Source organism: Aquabacterium sp. A08, assembly GCF_011742065.1.
Window position 1 is genome coordinate 1 of the sequence record NZ_JAAQQT010000584.1, and the last position, 22,466, is coordinate 22,466.

The following is a 22,466-nucleotide window of genomic DNA, read 5'->3' on the forward strand; positions in this document are numbered from 1 at the left end:
CCGGGGCCAGCACATCGCCGCCCAGCAGGTCACCACCCAGCACGCCGTCCAGCAGACCGGTCACCGGGGCCAGCACATCGCCGCCCAGCAGGTCAGTCACGGGAGCCAGGGCATCGGTACCGAGCACACTGTCCACCAGACCAGTGACCGGAGCCAGCAGATCGCCGGTGTCCAGGGACACCTGACCGCTGGTTGCCAGGCCATTGCCCAAGCCCAACTCCAGCAAAGGATCAGAACCACCCGTCAAAGAACTCAAATTGGCCGACAAAGACAACGAAGAGGCCAGGGCATTGGACACAGGGATGTTGAGCAGCATGGTGTTGAAGGTGATGAGAGGATAGGAAGTTATTGACCCAGTAGGCCACCGAGGAGATCGCCGGCAGAGCCAAGCGGATCGTTGACAAGGGGTTGGGTGATCTCTTCGAGAACGCCGCCATCTTGCGTGCTACCGGCCGCCGGGTCATCAGAACCCGACAGCACAGGGGTAAGGGTGTCGTTCGCCAAGGAATCGACGGTTGAGTCCAGGAGGCCCGAGACCAGGTCATCGGTGCCCAGGGTGTCATCGAGGTTGCCCGTGAGGTTGCCGGTCAGTTCCGTCAAATTGGTGGCGAGGTCGCCGCTGGCACTGTTGGTTTCGCCCGACAGCACATCGGTTTCTGCCAGGGTGTCGGCCAAGCCACCGATGTCAACCACCAAGTCGCCCACGGTGCTGGCCAACGGGGTGTCTCCCGAGCCAGCGATGCCGGTGCCCAGATCCACCAGCGCATCGGTCAGGCCCCCATCGGCAATCAGCAGGTCTTCGGCGCCTTGCACCACACCGTTCACCGTGGCATCGACGGTGTCGCCCAACGGAGCCGTCAGACCGTCCACGCCCAAAGAGGTACCAAGGGTCTGAACGACATCGGTCGTGTTGTCGACGGTGCTGGCCACGCCTCCCAACAAAGTACCCTCCTGTCCACCGAGCAGCAGGGTGCCCACGGTGTCACCGAGCAAGCTGTCCAGGGTCGGATCCAGCAGGTCCTGCACCAGCGTTCCGCCACCCAGCACGGCGTCCAGGCCGGCGGTCAAATCGCCGGTCAACTGGCCCAGATCGCCGGTGAGATTGGTGGTGGTTGTGCCAGTCTCGGTCAAGAGGGCATCCTGATGGACCAAGGTGTTCAAGGTATCGGCCAAGTTGCCAACGAGGTCGCCCAACAGTCCTGTGACAGGCGCCAGGGCCGTGTCCTCACCCAGTGCGGCCACGGTATCGCCCAGTTCGCCCACCGTGCCGAGCAGACCGCTCTGTCCGTCGGCCCCGATCAGGACGTTGTCCAGCAGCCCGGTGAGTTCACCCACCAGTGGGTCCACCACACCCTGCGTGAGTGGATCGGTCAAACCACTGAGCCCCAAGGAGTCGCTCAAGGTGTCAACCGTGTCGGTCAAGTTGTCGAGCACAACAGCCGCACCGGAGAGCAAGGTGGGACCGACTTCCACAGGCGGGTCCACCGGCACGATCGGGCCGTTGCCCCCTTCAGGAACGGTGCCACTCACCGGGTTGCTGGTGTTGCCGGCCTCGTCTGTCGCGGTCACGGTGAGGGAGCTGTTGTCGGCCAATGGCGGCACAAACTCGGCGGAATAATTGCCCTCATCGTCTGCCACCACCGTGACCGGGTCCCGACCTTCGGGCTGAATCACAACGGTGCTGCCAGGCTCGGCCTGACCGGACACCACGCTGCCATTGCCACTCACGATCACGCTGGGATCGTCGGTGCCACTGTCGATGACCACCGTGGTCGAAGGACTGGCGGGACCGGTGCTGCCGTCTTCGGTGCGCAATTTGTACGCCAGCTCATGGCTACCGTCCGGGATCGGGCTGTTCGGGGTGAGCAGGCCGGTGGCGGGGTCGTAGGTCGAAGGCACCTCACGCCCATCGACCAGCAACACTGGCGTGATGCCATTCGGCAATGTGCCCACCAAGAGACTCGGCGTGTTGTCGTTGGTCAAACCACCGTCTGGAATTTCACCCGTGTTGGATTCCACATCGTCGATGACGGGCACCAGGGGCGGCGCATCGGGATCGGTCGGGTTGCCCGGACCACCCGGCACCACGGTCGTGCCACCGTTGTCATCCAGGGCACCGCCCAGCAACGCGCCACCGAGCAAGGCGCCAGCCAGAAGCATGCCGCTGTCGCCGGCGAGGACCGCACCGGATTTGGCGGTCTTGGCCATGGTCACGGCCTCTTCGGTGAAGGGATCCACAAAAGCTGCGTCACCGGCCAGGACCTCCACATCGGCCACCGCACCCGCCTCGCCGTGTTTGCCCACCACGATTTCGGAGTTGGGCGCCACCCGCACCACGGCTTCTTGGGTGCCTGCGGCGTTGCGGACGCGCACGTCCACTGCCTTGTCGGCGGTGACCACGCGGTCACCGGCCAGCAACGGCTGGTTGGAAGGCACCAGCACCGTCTCGGCGCCCCGGATCACGGGGATCACTTCCACAGCGGCGTTGGTCGGGTTGATGGCGGCGGCTTGCATAACGACTTCCTGTAATGGCTGCAGTTCATCAGGAATGAGTGCAGCGTGTCTGAGATATGTGCAACCTACTGGCGCAAGCCCGGAAAGGTTTCAAGCCCCGATTGACCACACAAAAAAAAGGTTTTACGGTTTGAAACCCTTCAACCGTCGAAACGGTATGAGGATGGCAGCCCTCATCGTTCAAAGGTTTTCCATGCTCAGAGTCCTCGTCTCCCTGTCTGCCATCGCCATTTTGGGAGGGTGCGCCGTGGCGGGTGGGTCTGTGACCCAGGAAGAGCGCCGCCTGATTTACGCGACCGGCCGCCCGGTGGCGCAAGCGGTGCCGGAGCCCACCAGTGCAAATCCGGTGGCTTCGGTGGTTGCCCCGGCCCAGCCGCAGGCCGAGCGCCTGCTGGTGGTGTATTTCGACTTCGACAAATTCGAAGTCAAGCCGATGTACCTCAAAGACTTGGAGCGGGTGGCCAACATGCTGGCGGCCGCCCCCCAGGCTCGGACGATGGTGGAGGGCCACACCGACAACCGGGGCTCCACCGAATACAACGTGGGCCTGGGGCAACGCCGCGCTGAGGCGGTGCGCAAAGTGCTGGAATCCCACGGAGCCCCACCACAGGGGCTGGACGCCGTAAGCTACGGCAAGGAGCGCCTGGCAACGGAAGGCCGGGACGAAGCCAGCCATGCCATGAACCGGCGCGCCGAAATTTTGATCGTCCGCCCCTGACGGTCAGTGGATCGAAGATCCGCTTTCGGGCGGACGAACTTGAACCCGGCTCAACCGATCACCCGGGCGTGGAGGTGGGCCTCGAGTGCGTCCAGTGCCCCTTGTTGGGCCAGTGTGCGAACGACACGCCACCACCCCTGATCGATCCCTGGCTTGCCAGAGACGCGCTCGGCCAGTTCCAGCGCATCTGTCACCGCCCCCATCGCGAGCAAGGTTTGCAGCATTCGGATGTGCTCGGCATCCGTGGCCGCCACCGCCGTGGTGTCGGCGGGTGGCTGGCGCAGCAGGTCTTGCAGGGTGTGACGCAGGCGGGCCCGGTCCACAGGCTTGCTCAGGTGGGCATCGAACGCGGGTCCGCCGGGTGGCAACCCGCCCCCTGGGAGCGGTGCTTGCGTGCCCGACAACAGCACCACGGGCACCTGTGGCCACCGGGCCCGCACCGCGTGCAACACGGACTGGCCACCAGCCCCAGGCATGGTCATGTCGGTAAGGACCAGGTCGGGGGGCGGTGTGTCGGACTCGTGCAGACGCGAGATCAGGGCCTGACCATCGGGCAGGCTGTCCACCACCAAACCCCATGTGCCCAGCAGCCGCTCCAGCAGTTGACGCACCTCGGCGTGGTCTTCGGCCAGCCAGACGCTTTGACCCGGCCGGGCAAACGGCTCGCTCAGAAAGGGGCCGGGAACGGTGAGATCCACCGATTGCAGGGCCTGCTCGGTCTGGGCCTGCGCGGGCAAAACCTGCAGCAAGCCCTGACACCGCTCGGCACCAGGCCAGGGCTGGAGCAACCCCAACTCCGGCCCCAAGCTCAGCAGGGGCCACCATTGGGCTGGCCGCGTGTCGCCAGAACTGGAACGGGTCACGGTGGCCGCCAGTGGCCAGCGCAGGGTCAGGCCTGCGTCGCTCCAAGCCAAGACCAGAGGCGCGGCGGCGTCCAGGTGCGCCTCCAACCTGGCCGCTGCGCGCCGCACAGCCGAGAGGGTCGCCTCCAGGTCCAGCCCCATGACCACCGGCCACCCGGTGCCACCGGACTCTGGGTGCGCCGAGTCGACCTCGACGCTGCGGCCCGCGGCCTGCGCCAACAGCGGTACCAGGCCCGTGGTGTAGATCGCTACCGGCGGCGGGTCGAAGCGGGTGGTTTTGCCGGAGACCGCCGCGCCAGCCAGGGCCGACAGGTCGTCGAGGGTGGCCAGCATCTTGCGCGAGGCGTTCAAGATGGTGGCCACGCCCTCGGCATCGGCATGGGGCGGCAGCAATTGCGCCGTGCCCATGATGACGGTGAGGGGCCCACGCAGGTCGTGCGCCACCCGGGCCAGCAGCTGCCTGGCGGATTCTGGGGTGACAAGGGCATCGAGCAAGGGCGCTGGCGCAGACATGGCGGCGTGTGAACGGGGGGTCAAGGGCGGGCCTGCTGCCGCGCCTGGCGAAAGGCGCGGGGCGACATGCCAAAACGCTCGCGGAAGGCGGCAGCGAAGTTGGAGCCGCTGGTGAAGCCCAGTTCGCTGGCGATGTCCTGGATTTCGAGCACCGTCTCGCCCAGCAGCTGGGCGGCTTCTTTCATGCGTTCCTCGCGCAGGTACTCGAACACGGTACTGCCGACGCAGTGCTTGAACGCGTCGTTCAGGCGGCGGGCGTTGGTGCCCACCGCAGCGGCCAGGCTGTGCAGGTCGGGCACGGCACCCAGGTCTTTGAGCAGGTGCAGCCGGGCGCTCTCGAAAACGATGCGGTCGAGGCGGCTGGCGGCTTGGACGGGCGTCGGGGGATCGGTCGCTGGCGAGGCCGAAGCCATCGGGGCCGGTTCGGCGGCGGCCAGCGGACGCAGGTGGATGCTCAGCCGCAGGCGCACTTCCTCGAAATTGAAGGGCTTGGTGATGTAGTCGATGGCCCCCACCAGCAAACCCTGCACCCGCTCGCCCGGCGCAGCGGCCCCGGTGAGAAAAATGACCGGGATGTGCTGGGTGTTGGGGTGGCGCTTGAGGGCCTGGCAGGCCGACACGCCGTCGCACACGGGCATGCGCACGTCCATCAGGATCAGGTGCGGCTGCACGGCCTGGGCCTTGTTCACCCCGTCGACGCCGTCACGGGCCAGGTAGACGCGGCAGCCCTGCTGCTGCAGGTAGTTGGCGAGCAGTTTGCGCTCGTCCTCGGCGTCGTCCACGACCAGGATGCGCTGGCCCAGCAGGTTGGTGAGGCCGGGCACCGGGCGGTCCGCGGTCATGCACGCCTCCGCCGCAGAACCGGCATGCAAACAGTGCACGCCAGCAACGGTTGGGCGCACTCGGGCAGTGGTGCGGGCATCCGGGCAGCGACCATCACAACCAGTCTCCCCAACCTCTTCCACGGGAAGCAACCAAGAAAGGAAGCAGCCATGTCATCTTTTCAGCATTTCCTGCAATCGCTGCAAACCGGTGGTCAGCGCCACCCGTCTCAGCTCGGTTTGAACGGGGCGGACGGCACAGGGTTGGAAGACCTCAGCGACAGCGTGGATCTGATCGGCTACCTGACGGCCCTGGGCTACGAAGTCACCAGCGCCCCCCGCCGCGAAATGTAACCCGAGGAGCGACCGCCATGAAATACCTGACCCCATTTGCCTCTCTGGTCGCGGCCATGTACGTCGCCACGGGCGTAACCACCGGCATCAGCCTGCAGATCGAGTCGCTGCTCTCGCTGCTGCAATTTTGAGTGCCCCGGCACACCCGGCCGCAACGGGTGCGCCGCCTTCCTCTAAGATGCTGACCTATGCCCGGCACGCCCGGGCCGGCTCTGAAGAAGGAATGCTGTGTTCAAGAATGTGATGCTCTACCGCATCGGCGACGGCTGGTCGGCCCCGGTGGAACAGATGGAAGAAGCCTTGGCGAAGATGCCTTTTGTGCCCTGCGGCGCCACGCAGGACAAGGCCCTGGGTTGGGTGCCACCGCGCGGCAACGCCCACGGGGCGCTGGTGGAAACGGTAGCGGGCCACCGCATTCTGCGTTTTCAGATCGAGACCAAGGGCGTGCCCGGCTCGGTCGTCAAGCGCCACCTGGAGGAACGGGTGGCACAGATCGAGGCCAAGGAAGGCCGCAAACCCGGGCGCAAGGAAAGCCGCGAGCTGCACGACGAGATCGTGCACGACCTGCTGCCCATGGCGTTTGCCAAAACCAGCAGCGTGACCGTGTGGCTGGACCTGGCCGCCGGCCGGCTGGTGCTGGACACCACCAGCCTGCCCAAGGCCGACGCGGTGACCACCGCGCTGGTGCAGGCCTTCGACGGCCTGCGCCTGAGCCCGTTGAACACCCAGGTGTCGCCCCAGGTCGCCATGACCGCCTGGCTCACCGGCAACGCCGACGACTGGCCGGCCCATTTTGCGCCGGGCCGCGAGGTGGAGCTGAAGTCGGGCGACGAGATGAAGTCGGTGGTGAAATTCACCCGCCACCACCTGGAGGACGAGGAGATGCGCCGCCACATCGGCCAGGGCAAGCTGCCGACCAAGCTGGCGCTGGACTGGGACGGCCGCGTGTCCTTTGTGCTCACCGAGGGCGGCGCGCTGGCCAAGGTGGCGTTTCTGGACGGCGTCTTCGAGGACAACGCCGGCGCCGAGGACAACGGCGGCTTCGACACCGACGTGGCGATTGCCACTGGCGAGCTGGGCGCCCTGATCAACGACCTGACCGTGGCGCTGGGCGGCGAATTGCTGTAAGCCGTGCCCTGCACGAACCCCGCTTAGGCCATCAAGGCTGGGCGGAGGGCCCCAGATCGGCCTGTGGTTCGGTGTGGCTCAGGAAGGCCGCCTCCAGATCGCTGGTGCCGGTGCGGGCCAGCAGCGCCGGCACCGGGCCGTCGAACCGCACCTGGCCCTGGTGCAACACCACCACCCGGTCGGCGTCGGCCACTTCGTCGACCAAATGGGTGGTCCACAGCACGGCCACCCCGGTGTCGCGGCGCAGGGCCTGGACGGCCTGGCGCAGTTGCTGGCGTGAGGCTGGGTCCAGCCCCACGGTGGCTTCGTCCATGAGCAGCACGCGGGGCCGGTGCAACATGGCGCGCACCAGTTCCACCTTGCGCCGGTTGCCGCCGGACAGGGCCCGCACCGGCTGACCCGCCTGCTCGGGCAGGCCCAAGGCCGCCAGCCCCTGCGCGATGCGCTCCTGCGCCACGGCCCGGGGCAGGCCGTGCAGATCGGTGTGGAACAGCAGGTTGGCGCGCACCGACAGGTCCAGGTCCAGCGCCATTTGCTGGAACACCACGCCCAGCCCGGCCAGGGCGCGGGGCGCGTCGCGGCGCAGGTCGTGGCCCAGCACCTGGATCTGGCCGGCGTCGGGCACGAACAGGCCGGTCAGCAGTTGCATGAGGGTGCTTTTGCCGGCGCCGTTGGGCCCGAGCAGGGCCACCAGTTCGCCGGCGTGCAGGCACAGGTCCACCCCGCGCAGGGCGGGTTTGCCACCGTAGGCCTTGGCCAGGCCTTGCGCCTGTAACACGGTGGGACGGTGGTCGAAGGCGGGGTCGGGCAGATTCGTCATGGCGCGGTGGCGGGCGCGGCCAGCAGTTTCATGCCTTGCAACAGGCGGCGTTCGTGGGCCTGTGCGTCGCGCAGGGCGGCCTGGTAGGCGGCGGGACCCAGGTAGGCGGGGTCTTGGTCGTAGCGGGCCAGTTCGGCCAGGTGGCGGGGGGTGAACATGGCGTGCTTGAAGGCGTCGTGCAGGGCGTTCAGTATGGCATGGGGGGTGCCGGCCGGCGCCGCCAGCCCCCAGGGAGAGTGGTACACCGCCGGCTCAAAGCCCAGTTCGCGCATGGTGGGCACCTGCGGCCAGCGCGGCATGCGGTGTTCGGCGAACACGGCCAGCAGGCGCAGCTTGCCCTGCTCCACCCAAGGGGCAAAGCCGGTGGAGTTCATGCCCGCCATGATGGTGCCGGACACCAAAGCGAGCATCTGGTCGGCGGTGCCTTTGTAGGGCACGTGGGTGTAGGCGATGCCCTGGGCCTTCAGCAAAGTCTCCATGGCCAGGTGCGGGGTGGAGCCCACGCCGGTGGACCCCAGGGTGAGCTGGCCGGGGTGGGCGCGCGCCCAGGCCAGCAGGTCGGCGACGTGGCGCCAGGGGCTGTCGGCCGCGACCAGAAGGCCAAAGGTGGTGCTGGAGACCTGCAGAATGGGGGCCAGGTCGGTCAAGGGGTCCCAGGGCACCGGGTTCATGAGGGCGAAGCGCAGCACGGTGACGGGCAACTGCCCGATGGTGTGGCCGTCCGGCGCCGCCGCTTTGAGCAAGGGCGCCACCAGCGTGCCGGCCGCCCCCGGGCGGTTGATGACCACCACCGGCTGGCCCAGGCGGGCGGCGGCCTCTTCGGCCAGGACGCGCACCGTCAGGTCGGTGCCGCCGCCGGGGGGCCAGGGCACGATGAGCTGGATGGGCCGTTGCGGCCAGGGTGCAGAGGGTGAAGGGGGGTTGGCACTGGCCCACCGCGGCAGCGCGGCGGCCAGGCCGGTGGCGCTGGCGCCGCGCAACCAGGCGCGCCGGGTCGGGGCCGAAGAATCGATGGGCAAGGCAGTCTCCGTGGGTCGCGGTCGTGTCGCCGCGTGTGCAACACCTGCAAGCAAATACCGCGCCCGTTTTTCAGGCACTGAAATTGCTAGAAACTCTGCACCGTGTGACACTCGCACACGGCGATGCCAGAACACAGGAGACCACGAATGACTTTGACACCCCCCCGCACCCCTGCCCGCCCGCGTGCCCTGCGCGCCACCGCGTTGGGCCTGGCCCTGGCCGCCCTGCTGGGCGCCGGCTGGTCCACGGCACAAGCGCAGTCGGTGTACGTGTCCAGCGAAAAAGACAACAAAATCGTCGTGTTCGATGCCGCCGGCAAACAGACCGGCACCATCGACGTGTGCCAGCGCCCGCGCCACCTGATGGCCAGCCGCGACCAGACCAAGCTGTACGTGTGCTGCGGCGACAGCAACCAGCTGGGGGTGGTGGACCTGGCCAGCGGCAAAATGGTGGACACCGTGCCGCTGGGCGACAGCCCCGAAATTTTCGACCTGAGCCCGGACGGCAAGGTGGCCTACGTGTCCATTGAGGACGAAAACGTGATGGCCGCCTACGACCTGGCCAGCAAAAAGCCGCTGTTCCAGGTGAAAACCGGCGGCGAACCGGAGGGCATTCTGGTCACCAAGGACGGCAAGTTCGCCTACGTCACGTCCGAAGAGGCCAACCTGGTCCACCTGGTGGACCTGACGGGCAAGAAGGTGGTCAAGGACATCAAGGTCGGCAACCGGCCACGCCGCTTCGCCCTGTCGCCCGACGGCAAGGAGCTGTGGGTGACGAACGAACTCAGCGCCAACGTCAGCGTGCTCGACACCGCCACCCACCAGGTCAAGGCCACGGTGGCCTTCAACATCCAGGGCCTGCGCCAGCCCGACATCACCCCGGTGGGCGTGGTGATGACGCGCGATGGCAAGACCGCCTGGGTCAGCCTGGGCAAGGCCAACCACGTGGCCGAGGTGGACGTGGCGACCAAGCAGGTGCGGCGCACCGTGCTGGCCGGCAAGCGCGCCTGGGGCCTGGGCCTGAGCCCGGACGAACGCACCCTGTACGTGACCAACGGCCTGTCGGACGACATGACCCTGGTGGACACGCAACAGGCCAAGGCCGTGCGCACCGTGGCCGCCGGCCGCGTGCCGCACACCCCGCTGGTGCTGAAATGACGCGCACGCCCCGCCGCTTGCATTGGGGCGCCTGGGGCGTGGGGGCGGCGCTGCTGGCCGGTGCCGTCGCGCCCGCTCTGGCGGTGAGCACCCACACGGTGGCGGTGGTGTCGCTCGACGACGACCCCCGCCACCTGCCGCGCCGGCTGGAGCGCCGCTACCCCGGCCACCCCGGCGGCACGCTGCTGGCCGCCGCCCAGTTGGGCGCCAGCGACGCCGAGGTGGGCCTGCGCGCCGCCGACCTGCAGCTGAAGGTGCGCGAGGCCACCGCCCGCAACGCCGACGACCTGCCCCGGGTGCTGCAGCAGCTCAAGGCCGACATGGTGGCCTACTGGGTGTTGGACCTGCCCGAAGCCCAGACCGTGCAGGCGGCCAAGGCCGCCGGCGGGGCCGCCCTGCTGTTCAACGCCAGCGCCAGTGCCGACGGTCTGCGCGGGGCGCAGTGTGGGGCCACCCTGTTCCACACCTACCCCAGCCAGCACATGCTGCAAGACGCGCTGGCCCAGTACCTGGCCGCGCGCAACTGGCGCAACGCCCTGGTGCTGCAGGGCCCGGACCCGGACGACGTGGCCATGGGCCAGTCGTGGCAGCGCGCGGCCAAGCGCTACGGCGTCAAGGTGACGGCGACCAAACCGTTCAAGCTCTCGGGCGATCCGCGCGAGCGGGACCTGGCCAACCCGCGCCTGCTGACCAACGACCGCGGCCACGACGTGGTGGCGGTGATGGACGCCGACGGCGAATTCGCCCGCACCCTGCCCTACGCGACCCAGCAGCCGCGCCCGGTGGTCGGTGCCAACGGCCTGGTGCCGCTGGCCTGGCACCCGCAATGGGAGCGCAACGGCGGCCCGCAGGTGAACCGCCGCTTCCAGCGCAGCGCCGCGCGGCCCATGACCGGCCAGGACTGGGCCGCCTGGGTGGCCGTGAAGGCGGTGGCCGCGCTGCTGAGCGAGCACGCCAAAGCCCCCCTGGCCGAACAGGCCCGCCAGCTGCGCGCCGGCCAGGTGTTCGTGGACGGCGCCAAGGGCCCGCGCCTGTCGTTCCGCGCCTGGGACGGCCAGTTGCGCCAGCCCCTGTTCCTGAGCCACGTGGACGGCGTGGTCGGCACCGCGCCGCTGGACGGCGTGCTGCACCCCACCGAGGTGCTGGACACCCTGGGCGTGGACCAGAAGGAAACCGCGTGCAAAGCCCGTCCCTGAGCCCGACGCCAGGCGCGGCGCCCCCGGCCCCGCCGCTGGCGGTCCACCTGCTGCGCGCCCTGCGCGCGGTGGTGGGCCGCGAGCTGCACAAATTCCTGCGCCAGCCGGCGCGGCTGGCCTCGGCCCTGGTGCGGCCGCTGCTGTGGTTCGTGGTGTTCGCGGCTGGATTCCACAACGTGTTCGGCGTGGCCATCATCCCGCCGTACGAGACCTACATCGAATACAAGGTCTACATGGTGCCCGGCCTGCTGGGCATGATCGCGCTGTTCAACGGCATGCAAAGCTCGCTGTCGCTGGTGTACGACCGGGAAATGGGCATCATGCGGCTGCTGCTGACGGCGCCACTGGCGCGCGGCTGGCTGCTGGGCTTCAAGCTGCTGGCGGGCACCACGCTGTCGCTGGTGCAGATGGTGGTGTTCCTGGGCATCGCCTGGGCCTTCGGCGTCACCTTCCCGCCGCTGCACCTGCTGGCCGCGCTGCCGGTGATGGTGGGCGCCGCCGTGCTGCTGGCCTCGCTCGGTCTGATGCTGTCGGTGTACGTGCGCCAGCTAGAAAACTTCGCCGGCACGATGAACTTCGTCATTTTCCCGATGTTCTTCATCAGCCCGGCGCTGTACCCGCTGTGGAAGCTGGAGGAGGCCGGCGCGCTGTGGCTGCACACCCTGGCCCGCTACAACCCCTTCACCCACGCGGTGGAGGCCATGCGCTTTGCCCTGGAAGGGCAATGGAACGGGCCGGGTCTGGCGGTGCTGCTGGGCGGCACGCTGGTGTGTTTCGCACTGGCCCTGCGCGGCTACGACCCGCAACGCGGCTGGATCCGCCAGCGCGGCGCCCCCTGAAGCCGGGGCGGGCCGGCCCCGCCCCCTCAAGCATCTGAAACACAAATAAGCACAGGAGACGACGATGCCCCCCACCCCACCCCCCCACGGCCCCGACCGCCGCCGCTGGCTGCGCGACACCGCCTGGCGCCTGGGCGCCGTGGGTGCCGGCGGCCTGGGCTGGACCGCGCCGGCCCAGGCCCAGACCGACCACACCGGCGGCGACCCGCTCGGCTCCATGCAGTGGCCGGTGGTGAAACGCAAGTTCATGGGCGACGAACCGGCCCGCTTCAGCCCACTGGTGCAGATCAAGGGCCCGCCGTTTGCCGAAGACGCAATGAACGTGCCGGTGCTGCTGGACGCGCGCGCGCTGGCCCGCAGCGGCGCAGCCATCGACCGCATCGTGGTGGTGGCCGACCGCAACCCGGTGCAGCAGGTGCTGACCTTCGAGCCGCACCGGGCCCTGCCGGTGCTGGCCTTTCGCTTCCGGCTGGAGCAGGGTTCGCCCCTGCGCGCCCTGGTGCGCACCCGCGACGGCCAGTGGCACGTGGGCCAGACCTGGGTGAACGCGGCCGGCGGCGGCTGCACCGTGCCCGGCGCCACCCGCGCCGACGGCAGCTGGAGCCAGACCCTGAACCAGGTGCAGGCGCGTTTTTTCCGCAATGTCCTGGACGGCCAGGGCACCCGCCTGCGCCTGCGGGTGATGCACCCGATGGACACCGGCCTGGTGGCCGGCATCCCAGCCTTCCACATCGAGGAACTGGTGCTGCGCGACAGCGCCGACCAGGTCTGGTGGCGGCTGGAGCTGCACGAACCGGTGTCGGAAAACCCGCTCATCACCTTCGAGCTGGCACAGACGCCCCCCGGCACGCTGGTGCTGCAGGGGCGCGACAACAACGGCAACCGCATCCACCACGAGGTGACGGCATGAGGGCCACCGCACACGGCCCCGCAGGCCGCACAGTACCGCTGCCGCACCGCGCCACGGGCTGGCGCCCGACCGGCTGGGCCGCCGGGCTGGCCTGGGCCTGCACCGCCGGGCTGGCCTGGGCGCAGGCGCCGGCACCCACCCCGCCCCTCGCAGCGGCCACGGCCACTGTGGCCCAGCCCGACGCCACCCGGCTCGACCACGGCCTGCGCCCGCGCGCCATCGCCCCCAACACCTGGGTCATCGAAGGCGCGGTCGCCGACTTCGGCCGCGCCAACGGCTGCAACATCATCAACACCGGCTTCATCGCCACGCCGGCCGGGGTGATCGTGGTCAACACCGGGCCGGGGCGGCTGTACGGCGAACAGCAGCGCCAGGCGATCGCCCGCGTCACGCCGCTGCCGGTGGTGCGGGTGCTCAACCTCAACCTGCACCCCGACTATTTTTTTGGCAACCAGGCCTACGGCGACGTGCCGACCGAAGCCCTGCCCGGCAGCATCCGCGGCATGCGGGCCGAAGGCCAGGCCTACGAGGACAACCTGTTCCGCCTCTGCGGCGACTGGATGAAAGGCACCGAGTCCACCCCGGCGCGGCAGGCGCTGCAGCCGGGCGTGTTCGAGTGGGGCGGCCACCGGCTGGAACTGCTGCGCCTGAGCGGCCACACCGACGACGACCTGGTACTGATCGACCACAGCACCGGGGTGGTGTTTGCCGGCGGGCTGGTGTTTGCCGACCGGGTGCCGACCACGCCACACGCCCGCCTGGTCGACTGGCAGGCCAGCCTGGAACGCCTGCGCCAGCGCGCCAGCGCCCTGCCGCTGCGGGTGATGGTGCCCAGCCACGGCCCGGTGCACACCGACCTGCGCGGCCTGGAACAGACCCGGGACTGGCTGCAGTGGCTGGCACACACCCTGAGCGACAGCGCCCGCGCCGGCCTGGACCTGGGCGAGGTGCTGGCCTTGCCGATTCCCCCGCGTTTTGCCGGCTGGGCCGCGTTGCCGGCGGAGTACGTGCGCTCGGTCACCCACCTCTACCCCCAGCACGAACTGGCCGCCTTGCGCGGCCAGCCGGCCCCGGGTGTCACAGGGCGTTGATCCAAAGTGGAACACCCTGTGACAACCCGCGCGGGGGGCGTTGCAACACTGTCACCACCGCCGGGGTGACGGGGCCGCGGCGGCGCGCCAAAACCCCGGGTAAGCCCTAGGCCCGGGCTTGGCACGCAATTTGCCCCATGGTGCCCGACACGTGGCAGTGGCGCAGAGGGCGCCCCGGCCCAACGGTCAATCGACATCCATGCCCATCCACAGACAGCAGGAGACTGAACGTGAAAAGAAAACTTTTGAGCATTCTGGTGATGGCCGCGGCCGCCCAGGTCGGCGCCCAGGTCACCAACGACATGATCGCCAAAGACGCCACCACCACCGACAACGTGTTGAGCTGGGGTTTGGGCACGCAGGGTCAGCGCTTCTCGCCCCTGGCCGACATCAACGCCAAGACCATCAACCGCCTGGTGCCGGTGTGGTCCATGTCCTTCGGTGGTGAAAAGCAGCGCGGCCAGCAGTCGCAGCCCATCATCCACGATGGGGTGATGTACGTCACCGCCTCCTACTCGCGCATCTACGCGGTCGACACCAAGACCGGCAAGAAGCTGTGGAAGTACGAGCACCGCCTGCCCGAGGGCATCATGCCCTGCTGCGACGTGATCAACCGCGGCGCCGCCATCCACGGCGACCTGGTGATCTTCGGCACCCTGGACGCCCAGCTGGTGGCCCTGAACCGCAAGACCGGCCGCGTGGCCTGGCGCGAAAAAATCGACGACTACGCCGCCGGCTACAGCTACACCGCGGCCCCGCTGATCGCCGAAGGCCTGCTGCTGACCGGCGTGTCCGGCGGCGAGTTCGGCGTGATCGGCCGCGTGGAAGCGCGCGATCCGCAAACCGGCAAGATGGTCTGGACCCGCCCGGTGGTCGAAGGCCACATGGGCTACAAGGACGGCAAGGAAAACGGCATCACCGGCACCACCAACGCCACCTGGCCGGGCGACACCTGGAAAACCGGCGGCGCGGCCACCTGGCTGGGCGGCACCTACGACCCGAAAACCGGCCTGGCCTACTTCGGCACCGGCAACCCGGGCCCCTGGAACAGCCACGTGCGCAAGGGCGACAACCTGTACTCGGCCTCCACCGTCGCCATCGACGTGAAGTCCGGCCAGATCAAGTGGCACTACCAGAACACCCCCAACGACGGCTGGGACTACGACGGGGTCAACGAGTTCGTGACCTTTGACATGGACGGCAAGCGCGTCGGCGGCAAGGCCGACCGCAACGGCTTCTTCTACGTCAACGACGCGGCCACCGGCAAACTGGTCAACGCCTTCCCCTTCGTCACCAAGACGACCTGGGCCACCGGCATCGACCTGAAGACCGGCCGCCCCAACTTCGACCCGGACAACCGCCCGGGCGACCCGACCGCCGCCGGCGGCGACGGCTCCAAGGGCAAGGCCGTGTTCTCGGCCCCGGGCTTCCTGGGCGGCAAGAACCAGATGCCCATGGCCTACAGCCCCAAGACCGGCCTGTTCTACGTGCCCACCAACGAGTGGGGCATGGAGATCTGGAACGAGCCCATCACCTACAAGAAGGGCGCGGCCTTCCTGGGCGCCGGCTTCACCATCAAGCCGCTGTACGACGACTACATCGGCTCGCTGCGCGCGGTCAACCCCAAGACCGGCAAGATCGAATGGGAAGTCAAGAACGAAGCCCCGCTGTGGGGCGGCGTGCTGACCACCGGCGGCGACCTGGTCTTCTGGGGCACCCCGGAAGGCTACCTGAAGGCCGCCGACGCCAAGACCGGCAAGATCGTGTGGCAGTTCCAGACCGGCTCCGGCGTGGTGGCCCCGCCTGTGACCTGGAAACAGGACGGCGAGCAGTACATCACCGTCGTCTCCGGTTGGGGTGGCGCGGTGCCGCTGTGGGGCGGTGAGGTCGCCAAGAAGGTCAACTTCCTGGAGCAAGGCGGCTCCGTGTGGACCTTCAAGCTGATGAAGTGATGTGAACGTCTCCGTGCCGGGGTGCGACGTCCGGCACGGACCTTGACGGCACCGCAGACTGCTGTGGTTTGGTCTGCGGTGCCTTTTTTGTTTCCGAATTTCGAGTTGTCCCGATGAACACCTTGTTGACCGCCGCCGCGGCCCTGGCCTTGAGCGCCGCCCTCGCCCCTGCCCACGCCAGCCTCGACCTGAACAAGGCCACCGAACTGGCCAAGGCCAGCGGCTGCTATTCCTGCCACGCCCCGGACGAAAAAATCGTCGGGCCCTCGTTCAAATCCATTGCCAACAAGTACGCCGGCGAGGCCGACGCCGCCGCCACCCTGGCGCAGTCGGTGCAAAACGGCTCGCGCGGCAAATGGGGCCGTGTGCCCATGCCGCCGCACGGCAGCCTGAGCCCGGCCGACCTGAAGCTGCTGGGCGGCTGGGTGCTGACCTTCAAGGACTGAACCCAGACCCCATGGCACCCGGCCTGGGGCAGGCCGGTGCCCGGTGGGTCAGCGCAGCAGTTCCGCGCTGACCACGCCCCCGATGAAGAAGCCGGCCGGCACCACCTCGCGCCGCTCCCACTTCACCAGCCCCACCCCACGGCAGTACCACTCGCGCCCGGTGAGGGGCACATCGCTGAACCCGTTGACCGGGTCGGTGTAGAGGTTGAGCTGCCCCACCCCTTCCACCCGCAGACAGGGCTGGAAACGCCCCGCCGGGGTGTCCACCGCATCGTCCACCGCCGCGATGCGCCATTGCATGTTCAGCCGGTGGGTGTGGCGCAGTTCGCGCGGGTATTCGTTGCGGCGCTCCAGCAGGTAGGGCACGGTGGGGCTGCTCCATTCGGTGCCCACCGCGTAGGGGGCCTTGAGCACCCAGCGCGGCGGGTCGTCGGCCTGGGGCTGGTCGTCGACCTCGGCGCGCACCGCCACGCGCTGCACGCCGGCGTCGCTGGCTTTCAGGTAAAACTCCACCCCGGCCGAATGGTGGCGCACCGCCACCGGGGCGTCGTCCCAGGTGGCGGTGCCGCGCACGGTCTGGGTCCAGACCTCGTCGCGGACCACGCCGTCCACCTCGTAACGCACCTGATAGGTCTGGTGGTGGCCGGCGTCCAGCGGGAACCAGCCGTCGCCCGGGGTCGGCCCGCACGCCGACAGGCCCAGGCCGGCGCCAACGGCCAGCAGCGCCGCGACGCGCCCTGGCGCCCGCCTGTCAGGGGCGAAGGGGCCAGAACCGCGAACGGCAGGCGTTGCAGGGTGGAAGGTACGCATGGCTCACTTCTCCGGCAGTTGGGCGCGGGGCACGTCGCTGAGGCGGATCTCCAGGTCCTGGTTGCCCGCCGGGCGCAGCCAGGTGGACCCGGACGGGCCGCGCCGCGGCGTGGTGGTGCCCATTTGCGCGTTGCCGTCGCGGGCCTTTTTCAGCCCGTCCTCCAAAATACCGCGCAGGTCCTTCTGGTAGGCCAAGCGGTAGGCGCGCGGCATCTCGACCAGCTTGCCGCCCTCCACCGGGTGCACCCACAGGAAGATGGCGCCGTCGTGGCCCCTGGCGGGCACCGGCTCGTCGAACACCGCGGACAGGAACACGAACTTGGGGGGCAAGCGGTCCACGCTGGGCCAGCCCGACACGCCGGTGAAGGTCTGCTGCGCCAGCACATAGAAGCCGCTGACCAGCGCAATGCCCGCCAGCTTGACCCAGACCGGCCAGCGCGTGGCCAGACAGAGCACGAGCAACAGAAACGCCAACAGGGCGTACAACACGCCCAGGATGAGCAGTTGCGAGGAAACGGCGGGGATCATCGGTGCGTCCTTGTCATTTCAGGCCCACGGTGTCGACCAGGGTGTAGGGTTCGGTGCTCAGGCCTTCGACGCCCCCGGCCTCGTTCAGGGTGAAGCGTACCAGCGTGCGCTCCTGGCCTTTGGCGCCGATGCGCGTCTGGCCGGTGTAGAGGATGTCGGCCTGCGGGTTGACCTTGACCACCGCCACCGACACGTCCACCGGCTGCTGGTCGCGGCTGTCGTAGTAGTGGGCGTTGACCACGTACTCGCCCGGCATCAAGCCGCGCAGGGTGGCGATCTCCTGGCGGATGGGGTTGGTGATTTCGCGCCCGTTGACGATGACGGTGTTGTTCTTGGCGCCGCGGTCGTCGCGGTCCAGGTGCATCAGGCCGGCGTCGCGCTGGCGGAACCACAGCACGTTGCCCTGCGGGTCGCGCACCCAGGTGTCCACGTCGTTGGGGTTGTTGTCGGGCCAGGACACGGTGATGATGAACTCGGCCTTGGCCGGGATGTCGCCTTTTTTGCGCGCTTGGGGGTTGAAGGCCAGCATCGCGATCACGAAACAGAACACGAACGCGATCAGGATGTTGAACAGCATGTCGTAGAACGGGTCGGCCTCGGTGTCGCGGGCCGGTCTGCCGATCGCCATGCCTCAGCCTCCGCGCTGGCGTTCGCCCAGGGCCAGGATGTCGGCCACCAAAGCGTCGGCGTGGCGGTCCAGGCGCATCAGTTGCAACCCCAGCAGGATGTTGCCGGCCAGGCCGGTCATGGTGGTCAGCAGGGCAATGCCCAGGCCACCGGTCAGGCTCTTGAGCAGCTGCGCCGACTGGCTCGGGTCGAAGCTCTGCATCTGCCCCAACTCCAGCGCCAGCACCGAAAACCCGATCACCTTGCCCAGCAAGCCCAGCTTGAGCTGGATGCCGTTGAACCACCAGGCCATCTCGTGCGGGCCGTGGCTGGCTTCGGTGAGCAGATCGCGCGCCACGCCCACGTCGGTGCCGCGCTGGCGCACCGCCTCCAGGTAGGCATGGGCCCAGCGCCGGTCGATCGGGGCACCGGTCTGCCCCACCCGGCCGGCCACCCCATCCGCAGGGCACAGGGCAGCGGCATCCACGGCAGTGTCACCCGCGGCCGGCCAAGGCGCCGGCCAGGCCAGCAAGGCCTCGCGCTGGCGCCCCAGGTGCCAGGCGCGCACGCCCACCCAGCCGGTGCAGGCGGCAAACAGCAGCACGATCACCAGGGTCAGGCCAGTCGGGTCGGCCTGCAGCAGCATGGCCCACACGCCGCGTTGGTACAACAGCCAGGCACCGGCCAGCAACAGGCCGGCGTGCGCCGCCCACAGCAAAAACAGCCCTTGCGGGCCTTGCTCCAGCGCCAGCGCCGGGCGCTGGAACCACGGCAGGCGCCGCACCAGGGAGGCGCCGAACATGGCATGGTGGACCTGGCTGACGCGACCCATGCCGTCAGCCCCTGGCGCCGCAGCCACCGGGCACGGCCCCGGCCTGCGACAGGGCGCGCGCCTCGGTGTCGTTGCGGAACACAATCGGCTGCGTGGGCACGGCCGAGGCGTTGCGCACGATCCGCACCACTTTCTCGTGGTCCGGCGACTTGCCGCACACCGGGTCGGCCGCGGCCGCGTCGCCGGCCAGCAGGTAGGCCTGGCAGCGGCAGCCACCAAAATCCTTTTCTTTCTCGTCGCAGCTGCGGCAGGGCTCTTGCATCCAGTCGTAGCCGCGGAAGCGGTTGAAGGCGCCGCTGCCGTGCCAGATGTCGTGCAGGGGCAGGTCGCGCACGTTGGGCAGTTGCAGCCCGGGCAGGTTGCCGGCGTTGTGGCAGGGCATGGCGGTGCCGTCGGGCGCGATGGACAGGAACACCTTGCCCCAGCCGTTCATGCAGGCCTTGGGGCGCTCCTCGAAGTAGTCGGGCACCACGAACAGCACCCGGCAACGGTTGCCGATCTCCGCACGGTAGCGGTTGACCACCGCCTCGGCCTCGACCAGTTGTTCGCGCGTGGGCAGCAGGTGCTGGCGGTTCTGCAGCGCCCAGCCGTAGTACTGGGTGTTGGCCAGTTCCAGGTACTCGGCGCCCAGGTCCAGCGCCATGTCGATGATCTTGCCGACGTGCGGCAGGTTGTGCCGGTGCAGCACGCAGTTCATCACCATGGGCCAGTCGTAGGCCTTGATGAGTGCGGCCACCTTCTTCTTGAGCTCGAAGGTCTTGGTGTGGCTCAGGAAGTCGTTGAGTTCGCGGGTGGAGTCCTGGAAGGAGAGCTGGATGTGGTCCAGCCCGGCCTCCTTCAGGCGGCGGGCGCGGCTGTCGTTGAGGCCGACACCGGAGGTGATGAGGTTGGTGTAGAAGCCCAGGCGGTGGGCCTCGGCCACCAGTTCTTCCAGGTCGTCGCGCACCAGCGGCTCGCCGCCCGAAAAGCCCAGTTGCGCCGCGCCCATGGCGCGGGCCTGGCGCAGCACGTCCACCCACTCGGCGGTGGTCAGTTCGCGGTCGTAGCGCGGGTAGTCGGTGGGGTTGTAGCAGAACACGCAGTGCAGCGGGCACTTGTAGGTCAACTCGGCCAACAGCCACAGGGGCGGGCCGGCCGGGGGCGGCGCGGCGGGGGCAGTGTCAGTCGATCCAGCCACGGCGCTGCCCCTCCTGCACCAGGGCCGCGACCTGCTCGCGGATGCCCTGCACGTTGAACAAGGCCTGCAGTTCGGCCACGATGTCGTCGAAGTGGCGCTGCCCGTCGCAGCGGCGCAGGATTTCGGCGGCGCTGGCGTTGAGCTGCACCATGCCCTCGGGGTAGAGCAGCACCCAGGCTTCTTGCGCGGTTTCGTACTGCAGCCGGAACAGGCGCGAGAGTTTCGGGTGATCCGGCACGGCGCTGGGCACGGCCGCAGCGGCGCTGGCGGGCGCGGAGGGGGTCGCGTCGCTCATGGCTGGCAGGCCTTTTCGATGGCGTCAAGCATGCTCCAGAGCACGTCGAGCTTGAATTGCAGAATGTCCAGCGCACGCTGCTGCGCGGCGCGGGTGGTGAAATGGTCCAGCGTGACCTGCAGGCCGTGCTCCACGTCGCGGCTGGCCAGCGGGATGCGGCTGCGGAAGTACTGCAGGCCGTCGGCGTCGATCCACGGGTAGTGGCCGGGCCAGGTGGCCAGCCGGTCTTTGTGGATCTGCGGCGCGAACATCTCGGTCAGCGAGGAACACACCGCCTCCTGCCAGGGCGAATCCGCGGCGAAGTGCACATAGGCGTCACAGGCGAAGCGCACGCCGGGGGCCACGCGCTGCAGCGACCACAGTTCCTCGCGCGGGATGCCCACGGCCTCGCCCAGGCGGGTCCAGGCCTCGATGCCACCGGCGGCCGAGCCTTCATAGTCGCCGTAACCGTCGTGGTCCAGGATGCGCTCGATCCATTTCCGGCGGTGCTCGCGGTCGGGCATGTTGGCCAGGATGGCGGCGTCTTTGCGCGGGATGCAGATCTGGTAATAAAAGCGGTTGGCCACCCAGGCGCGGATTTCGTCGGGGCTGCACTGGCCGCCGTTCAGGCGCACGTTGAAGGGGTGGTGGATGTGGTAACCGGCGCCTTTGGCGCGCAACTGGCGTTCGAACTCGGCGCGGTCCCAGGCCGGGGCTTGCAGGTCGGCGGCGCTGGGCACGCGCAGGGAGGGGGTCAGGGCGGTGCTCACAGGGTGATCTCCAGGCCGTCGAACGCCACTTCAATGCCGTGCGCCGACAGCTCGGCGCGCTCGGCCGAGTCTTCGCGCAGGATGGGGTTGGTGTTGTTGATGTGGATCAGCACCTTGCGGGTGCTGGCCGGCAGGGCGTCGAGCACCTCGATCATGCCGCCGGGGCCGCTCTGCGGCAGGTGGCCCATGACGGCGGCGGGCTTTTTCGACAGGCCCAGGCGGATCATCTCGTCCTCGGTCCAGAAGGTGCCGTCCACCAGCACCACGTCGGCACTGGCCATGGCGGCCTGCACCTGGGGCTCGATCTGGCCCAGGCCGGGGGCGTAGAACAGGCGCCGGCCGTTGCTGCGGTTGACGAACAGCAGGCCGATGTTGTCGCCCACGCGCGGTTTGCCGCGGAAGGGCGAGTACGGCGGCGGCTGGCTGGTCAGGGGCACGGGCAGCACGTCCACCCCACCCAGGAAAGGCAGGTCCAACGGGGTGCCGTTGAGGGCGATGGGCCGGGTGTCCAGGCCGCAGTAAAAGGACAGCATGCGGGTCAGCGGGAAGCCGTCGCCCAAATCGCTCAGCACCTCGGGCGTGGCGTACAGGGGCAGCGGGGTGCCGCGTTCACGCAGCATCAGCAAACCGGTGGTGTGGTCGATCTGCGCGTCGATCAGCAGCACGGCGGCGATGCCGCTGTCGCGCACCTGGCGCGCGGGCTGCAGCTCGGGGTGTTCGCGGACTTGCTGCAGCACCTCGGGCGAGGCGTTGACCAGCAGCCAGTCCACCCCGTTGACGCTGACCGCCACCGACGACTGGGTACGCGCCCGGGCCTGGATGGTGCCGGCGCGCAGGCCCGCACAGTTGGGACAATTGCAGTTCCACTGGGGGAAGCCCCCGCCGGCCGACGAGCCCAGAACCTTCAAACGCATGGATCACACCCTCGAAAAAAACAGGCGCACCCGGCTCAACGCCGCATGCGCCTGACCGGAACCGGGTCCGCGCGGGCGCGGACCTCAGGCCCTCAGCGGTTGGCGATGTACATCGTGATTTCGAAACCGAAACGCAGGTCGGTGAAGCTCGGGGCGGTCCATTGCATGGGGTATCTCCTGTGTGGTTGGGGTGGTAAGCTGGCACACAACCGG

General features: G+C 68.8%; 24 protein-coding genes and 1 pseudogene. 10 read left to right on the plus strand and 15 right to left on the minus strand.

Going from position 1 to position 22,466, the window contains the following annotated elements:
• Together HA630_RS07415 and HA630_RS07420 are read right to left on the minus strand one after the other, a co-directional pair.
• Window positions 1-316: pseudogene (locus HA630_RS07415) on the minus strand (hypothetical protein); the annotation flags it as partial.
• Window positions 317-345: 29 nt separating this feature from the next.
• Window positions 346-2,514 carry an Ig-like domain-containing protein gene (locus HA630_RS07420; RefSeq protein WP_166833774.1) on the minus strand — a complete coding sequence of 723 codons (2,169 nt, stop codon included), beginning with the start codon at window positions 2,512-2,514 and terminating at the stop codon, window positions 346-348.
• A gap of 130 nt (window positions 2,515-2,644) precedes the next feature.
• Between HA630_RS07420 and HA630_RS07425 the strand changes: the two genes are divergently transcribed.
• Window positions 2,645-3,232 carry an OmpA family protein gene (locus tag HA630_RS07425; RefSeq protein WP_166833776.1) on the plus strand — a complete coding sequence of 196 codons (588 nt, stop codon included), beginning with the start codon at window positions 2,645-2,647 and terminating at the stop codon, window positions 3,230-3,232.
• Window positions 3,233-3,282: 50 nt separating this feature from the next.
• Here the strand turns inward: HA630_RS07425 and HA630_RS07430 are convergent, their stop codons facing one another.
• Together HA630_RS07430 and HA630_RS07435 are read right to left on the minus strand one after the other, a co-directional pair.
• Window positions 3,283-4,608, minus strand: a complete 1,326-nt coding sequence (locus tag HA630_RS07430) for a response regulator (protein WP_166833778.1) — start codon at window positions 4,606-4,608, stop codon at window positions 3,283-3,285.
• A 20-nt stretch (window positions 4,609-4,628) separates the two neighbouring features.
• The gene (locus HA630_RS07435) at window positions 4,629-5,450 is read right to left on the minus strand and encodes a DNA-binding response regulator (protein WP_166833780.1); all 822 of its coding nucleotides are present in this window, start codon (window positions 5,448-5,450) and stop codon (window positions 4,629-4,631) included.
• 150 nt (window positions 5,451-5,600) lie between these two features.
• Between HA630_RS07435 and HA630_RS07440 the strand changes: the two genes are divergently transcribed.
• Together HA630_RS07440 and HA630_RS07445 are read left to right on the plus strand one after the other, a co-directional pair.
• Entirely contained in the window at window positions 5,601-5,783 is a 183-nt protein-coding gene (locus HA630_RS07440) for a hypothetical protein (RefSeq protein WP_166833782.1), read from the plus strand.
• Between the two features lie 228 nt (window positions 5,784-6,011).
• Window positions 6,012-6,911, plus strand: a complete 900-nt coding sequence (locus HA630_RS07445) for a recombination-associated protein RdgC (protein ID WP_166833784.1) — start codon at window positions 6,012-6,014, stop codon at window positions 6,909-6,911.
• A gap of 31 nt (window positions 6,912-6,942) precedes the next feature.
• Here the strand turns inward: HA630_RS07445 and HA630_RS07450 are convergent, their stop codons facing one another.
• Both HA630_RS07450 and HA630_RS07455 read right to left on the minus strand, forming a co-directional pair.
• Window positions 6,943-7,731 carry an ABC transporter ATP-binding protein gene (locus tag HA630_RS07450; RefSeq protein WP_166833786.1) on the minus strand — a complete coding sequence of 263 codons (789 nt, stop codon included), beginning with the start codon at window positions 7,729-7,731 and terminating at the stop codon, window positions 6,943-6,945.
• The gene (locus tag HA630_RS07455) at window positions 7,728-8,750 is read right to left on the minus strand and encodes a tripartite tricarboxylate transporter substrate binding protein (RefSeq protein WP_166833788.1); all 1,023 of its coding nucleotides are present in this window, start codon (window positions 8,748-8,750) and stop codon (window positions 7,728-7,730) included. The genes HA630_RS07450 and HA630_RS07455 overlap by 4 nt, the downstream gene beginning before the upstream one ends.
• Window positions 8,751-8,897: 147 nt before the next feature.
• Here HA630_RS07455 and HA630_RS07460 point away from each other — a divergent pair, with 147 nt between their 5' ends.
• The 7 genes from HA630_RS07460 (at window position 8,898) to HA630_RS07485 (ending at window position 16,342) form a co-directional block, all read left to right on the plus strand.
• Window positions 8,898-9,908 (plus strand): PQQ-dependent catabolism-associated beta-propeller protein, encoded by a 1,011-nt coding sequence (locus tag HA630_RS07460; RefSeq protein WP_166833790.1) that lies wholly within the window; start codon window positions 8,898-8,900, stop codon window positions 9,906-9,908.
• Window positions 9,905-11,104, plus strand: a complete 1,200-nt coding sequence (locus HA630_RS22480) for a branched-chain amino acid ABC transporter substrate-binding protein (RefSeq protein WP_243855396.1) — start codon at window positions 9,905-9,907, stop codon at window positions 11,102-11,104. Before HA630_RS07460 ends, HA630_RS22480 begins: the two co-directional genes overlap by 4 nt.
• On the plus strand, window positions 11,086-11,943 hold the full coding sequence (locus HA630_RS07465) for an ABC transporter permease (RefSeq protein WP_371809225.1): 858 nt from the start codon (window positions 11,086-11,088) through the stop codon (window positions 11,941-11,943). Before HA630_RS22480 ends, HA630_RS07465 begins: the two co-directional genes overlap by 19 nt.
• A 64-nt stretch (window positions 11,944-12,007) precedes the next feature.
• Window positions 12,008-12,853 carry a quinoprotein dehydrogenase-associated SoxYZ-like carrier gene (locus HA630_RS07470; RefSeq protein WP_166833794.1) on the plus strand — a complete coding sequence of 282 codons (846 nt, stop codon included), beginning with the start codon at window positions 12,008-12,010 and terminating at the stop codon, window positions 12,851-12,853.
• Window positions 12,850-13,944, plus strand: coding sequence for a quinoprotein relay system zinc metallohydrolase 1 (locus HA630_RS07475; RefSeq protein WP_166833796.1), 1,095 nt, complete (start codon window positions 12,850-12,852; stop codon window positions 13,942-13,944). Before HA630_RS07470 ends, HA630_RS07475 begins: the two co-directional genes overlap by 4 nt.
• 260 nt (window positions 13,945-14,204) lie before the next feature.
• Complete coding sequence (locus tag HA630_RS07480) at window positions 14,205-15,896, plus strand: PQQ-dependent methanol/ethanol family dehydrogenase (RefSeq protein ID WP_208300011.1); 1,692 nt, start codon at window positions 14,205-14,207, stop codon at window positions 15,894-15,896.
• A 113-nt stretch (window positions 15,897-16,009) separates the two neighbouring features.
• Complete coding sequence (locus tag HA630_RS07485; RefSeq protein ID WP_166833798.1) at window positions 16,010-16,342, plus strand: c-type cytochrome; 333 nt, start codon at window positions 16,010-16,012, stop codon at window positions 16,340-16,342.
• Between the two features lie 48 nt (window positions 16,343-16,390).
• On the opposite strand, the gene HA630_RS07490 is transcribed toward HA630_RS07485, so the two are convergent.
• The 9 genes from HA630_RS07490 to pqqA all read right to left on the minus strand — a co-directional run bounded on the left by HA630_RS07490 (window position 16,391) and on the right by pqqA (window position 22,420).
• Window positions 16,391-17,152, minus strand: a complete 762-nt coding sequence (locus tag HA630_RS07490) for a hypothetical protein (protein ID WP_166833800.1) — start codon at window positions 17,150-17,152, stop codon at window positions 16,391-16,393.
• Between the two features lie 3 nt (window positions 17,153-17,155).
• Window positions 17,156-17,680, minus strand: coding sequence for a hypothetical protein (locus tag HA630_RS07495; protein ID WP_166833802.1), 525 nt, complete (start codon window positions 17,678-17,680; stop codon window positions 17,156-17,158).
• A 13-nt stretch (window positions 17,681-17,693) separates the two neighbouring features.
• Window positions 17,694-18,308 (minus strand): hypothetical protein, encoded by a 615-nt coding sequence (locus HA630_RS07500; RefSeq protein ID WP_166833804.1) that lies wholly within the window; start codon window positions 18,306-18,308, stop codon window positions 17,694-17,696.
• Window positions 18,309-18,311: 3 nt separating this feature from the next.
• Window positions 18,312-19,088, minus strand: coding sequence for a hypothetical protein (locus HA630_RS07505; protein WP_243855397.1), 777 nt, complete (start codon window positions 19,086-19,088; stop codon window positions 18,312-18,314).
• Between the two features lie 34 nt (window positions 19,089-19,122).
• Complete coding sequence (gene pqqE, locus HA630_RS07510) at window positions 19,123-20,295, minus strand: pyrroloquinoline quinone biosynthesis protein PqqE (protein ID WP_166833805.1); 1,173 nt, start codon at window positions 20,293-20,295, stop codon at window positions 19,123-19,125.
• The gene (gene pqqD, locus HA630_RS07515; RefSeq protein ID WP_166833807.1) at window positions 20,279-20,590 is read right to left on the minus strand and encodes a pyrroloquinoline quinone biosynthesis peptide chaperone PqqD; all 312 of its coding nucleotides are present in this window, start codon (window positions 20,588-20,590) and stop codon (window positions 20,279-20,281) included. Before pqqD ends, pqqE begins: the two co-directional genes overlap by 17 nt.
• Window positions 20,587-21,339 carry a pyrroloquinoline-quinone synthase PqqC gene (pqqC, locus tag HA630_RS07520; RefSeq protein ID WP_371809226.1) on the minus strand — a complete coding sequence of 251 codons (753 nt, stop codon included), beginning with the start codon at window positions 21,337-21,339 and terminating at the stop codon, window positions 20,587-20,589. Before pqqC ends, pqqD begins: the two co-directional genes overlap by 4 nt.
• Entirely contained in the window at window positions 21,336-22,253 is a 918-nt protein-coding gene (gene pqqB / locus HA630_RS07525) for a pyrroloquinoline quinone biosynthesis protein PqqB (RefSeq protein WP_166833809.1), read from the minus strand. The genes pqqC and pqqB overlap by 4 nt, the downstream gene beginning before the upstream one ends.
• 92 nt (window positions 22,254-22,345) lie before the next feature.
• Window positions 22,346-22,420, minus strand: a complete 75-nt coding sequence (pqqA, locus tag HA630_RS07530; protein ID WP_084181563.1) for a pyrroloquinoline quinone precursor peptide PqqA — start codon at window positions 22,418-22,420, stop codon at window positions 22,346-22,348.
• Window positions 22,421-22,466: the final 46 nt, after the last annotated feature.

Bases quoted from the DNA above. Each gene is read 5' to 3' on its own strand.
- pqqB (WP_166833809.1), bottom strand. From the start codon at position 22,253: ATGCGTTTGAAGGTTCTGGGCTCGTCGGCCGGCGGGGGCTTCCCCCAG.
- HA630_RS07460 (WP_166833790.1), top strand. From the start codon at position 8,898: ATGACTTTGACACCCCCCCGCACCCCTGCCCGCCCGCGTGCCCTGCGC.
- HA630_RS07500 (WP_166833804.1), bottom strand. From the start codon at position 18,308: ATGGCGATCGGCAGACCGGCCCGCGACACCGAGGCCGACCCGTTCTAC.
- HA630_RS07430 (WP_166833778.1), bottom strand. From the start codon at position 4,608: ATGTCTGCGCCAGCGCCCTTGCTCGATGCCCTTGTCACCCCAGAATCC.
- HA630_RS07440 (WP_166833782.1), top strand. From the start codon at position 5,601: ATGTCATCTTTTCAGCATTTCCTGCAATCGCTGCAAACCGGTGGTCAG.
- pqqD (WP_166833807.1), bottom strand. From the start codon at position 20,590: ATGAGCGACGCGACCCCCTCCGCGCCCGCCAGCGCCGCTGCGGCCGTG.
- HA630_RS07505 (WP_243855397.1), bottom strand. From the start codon at position 19,088: ATGTTCGGCGCCTCCCTGGTGCGGCGCCTGCCGTGGTTCCAGCGCCCG.
- HA630_RS07490 (WP_166833800.1), bottom strand. From the start codon at position 17,152: ATGCGTACCTTCCACCCTGCAACGCCTGCCGTTCGCGGTTCTGGCCCC.
- HA630_RS07450 (WP_166833786.1), bottom strand. From the start codon at position 7,731: ATGACGAATCTGCCCGACCCCGCCTTCGACCACCGTCCCACCGTGTTA.
- HA630_RS07485 (WP_166833798.1), top strand. From the start codon at position 16,010: ATGAACACCTTGTTGACCGCCGCCGCGGCCCTGGCCTTGAGCGCCGCC.
- HA630_RS07470 (WP_166833794.1), top strand. From the start codon at position 12,008: ATGCCCCCCACCCCACCCCCCCACGGCCCCGACCGCCGCCGCTGGCTG.
- HA630_RS07435 (WP_166833780.1), bottom strand. From the start codon at position 5,450: ATGACCGCGGACCGCCCGGTGCCCGGCCTCACCAACCTGCTGGGCCAG.
- HA630_RS07475 (WP_166833796.1), top strand. From the start codon at position 12,850: ATGAGGGCCACCGCACACGGCCCCGCAGGCCGCACAGTACCGCTGCCG.
- HA630_RS07480 (WP_208300011.1), top strand. From the start codon at position 14,205: ATGGCCGCGGCCGCCCAGGTCGGCGCCCAGGTCACCAACGACATGATC.
- HA630_RS07495 (WP_166833802.1), bottom strand. From the start codon at position 17,680: ATGATCCCCGCCGTTTCCTCGCAACTGCTCATCCTGGGCGTGTTGTAC.
- HA630_RS22480 (WP_243855396.1), top strand. From the start codon at position 9,905: ATGACGCGCACGCCCCGCCGCTTGCATTGGGGCGCCTGGGGCGTGGGG.
- HA630_RS07420 (WP_166833774.1), bottom strand. From the start codon at position 2,514: ATGCAAGCCGCCGCCATCAACCCGACCAACGCCGCTGTGGAAGTGATC.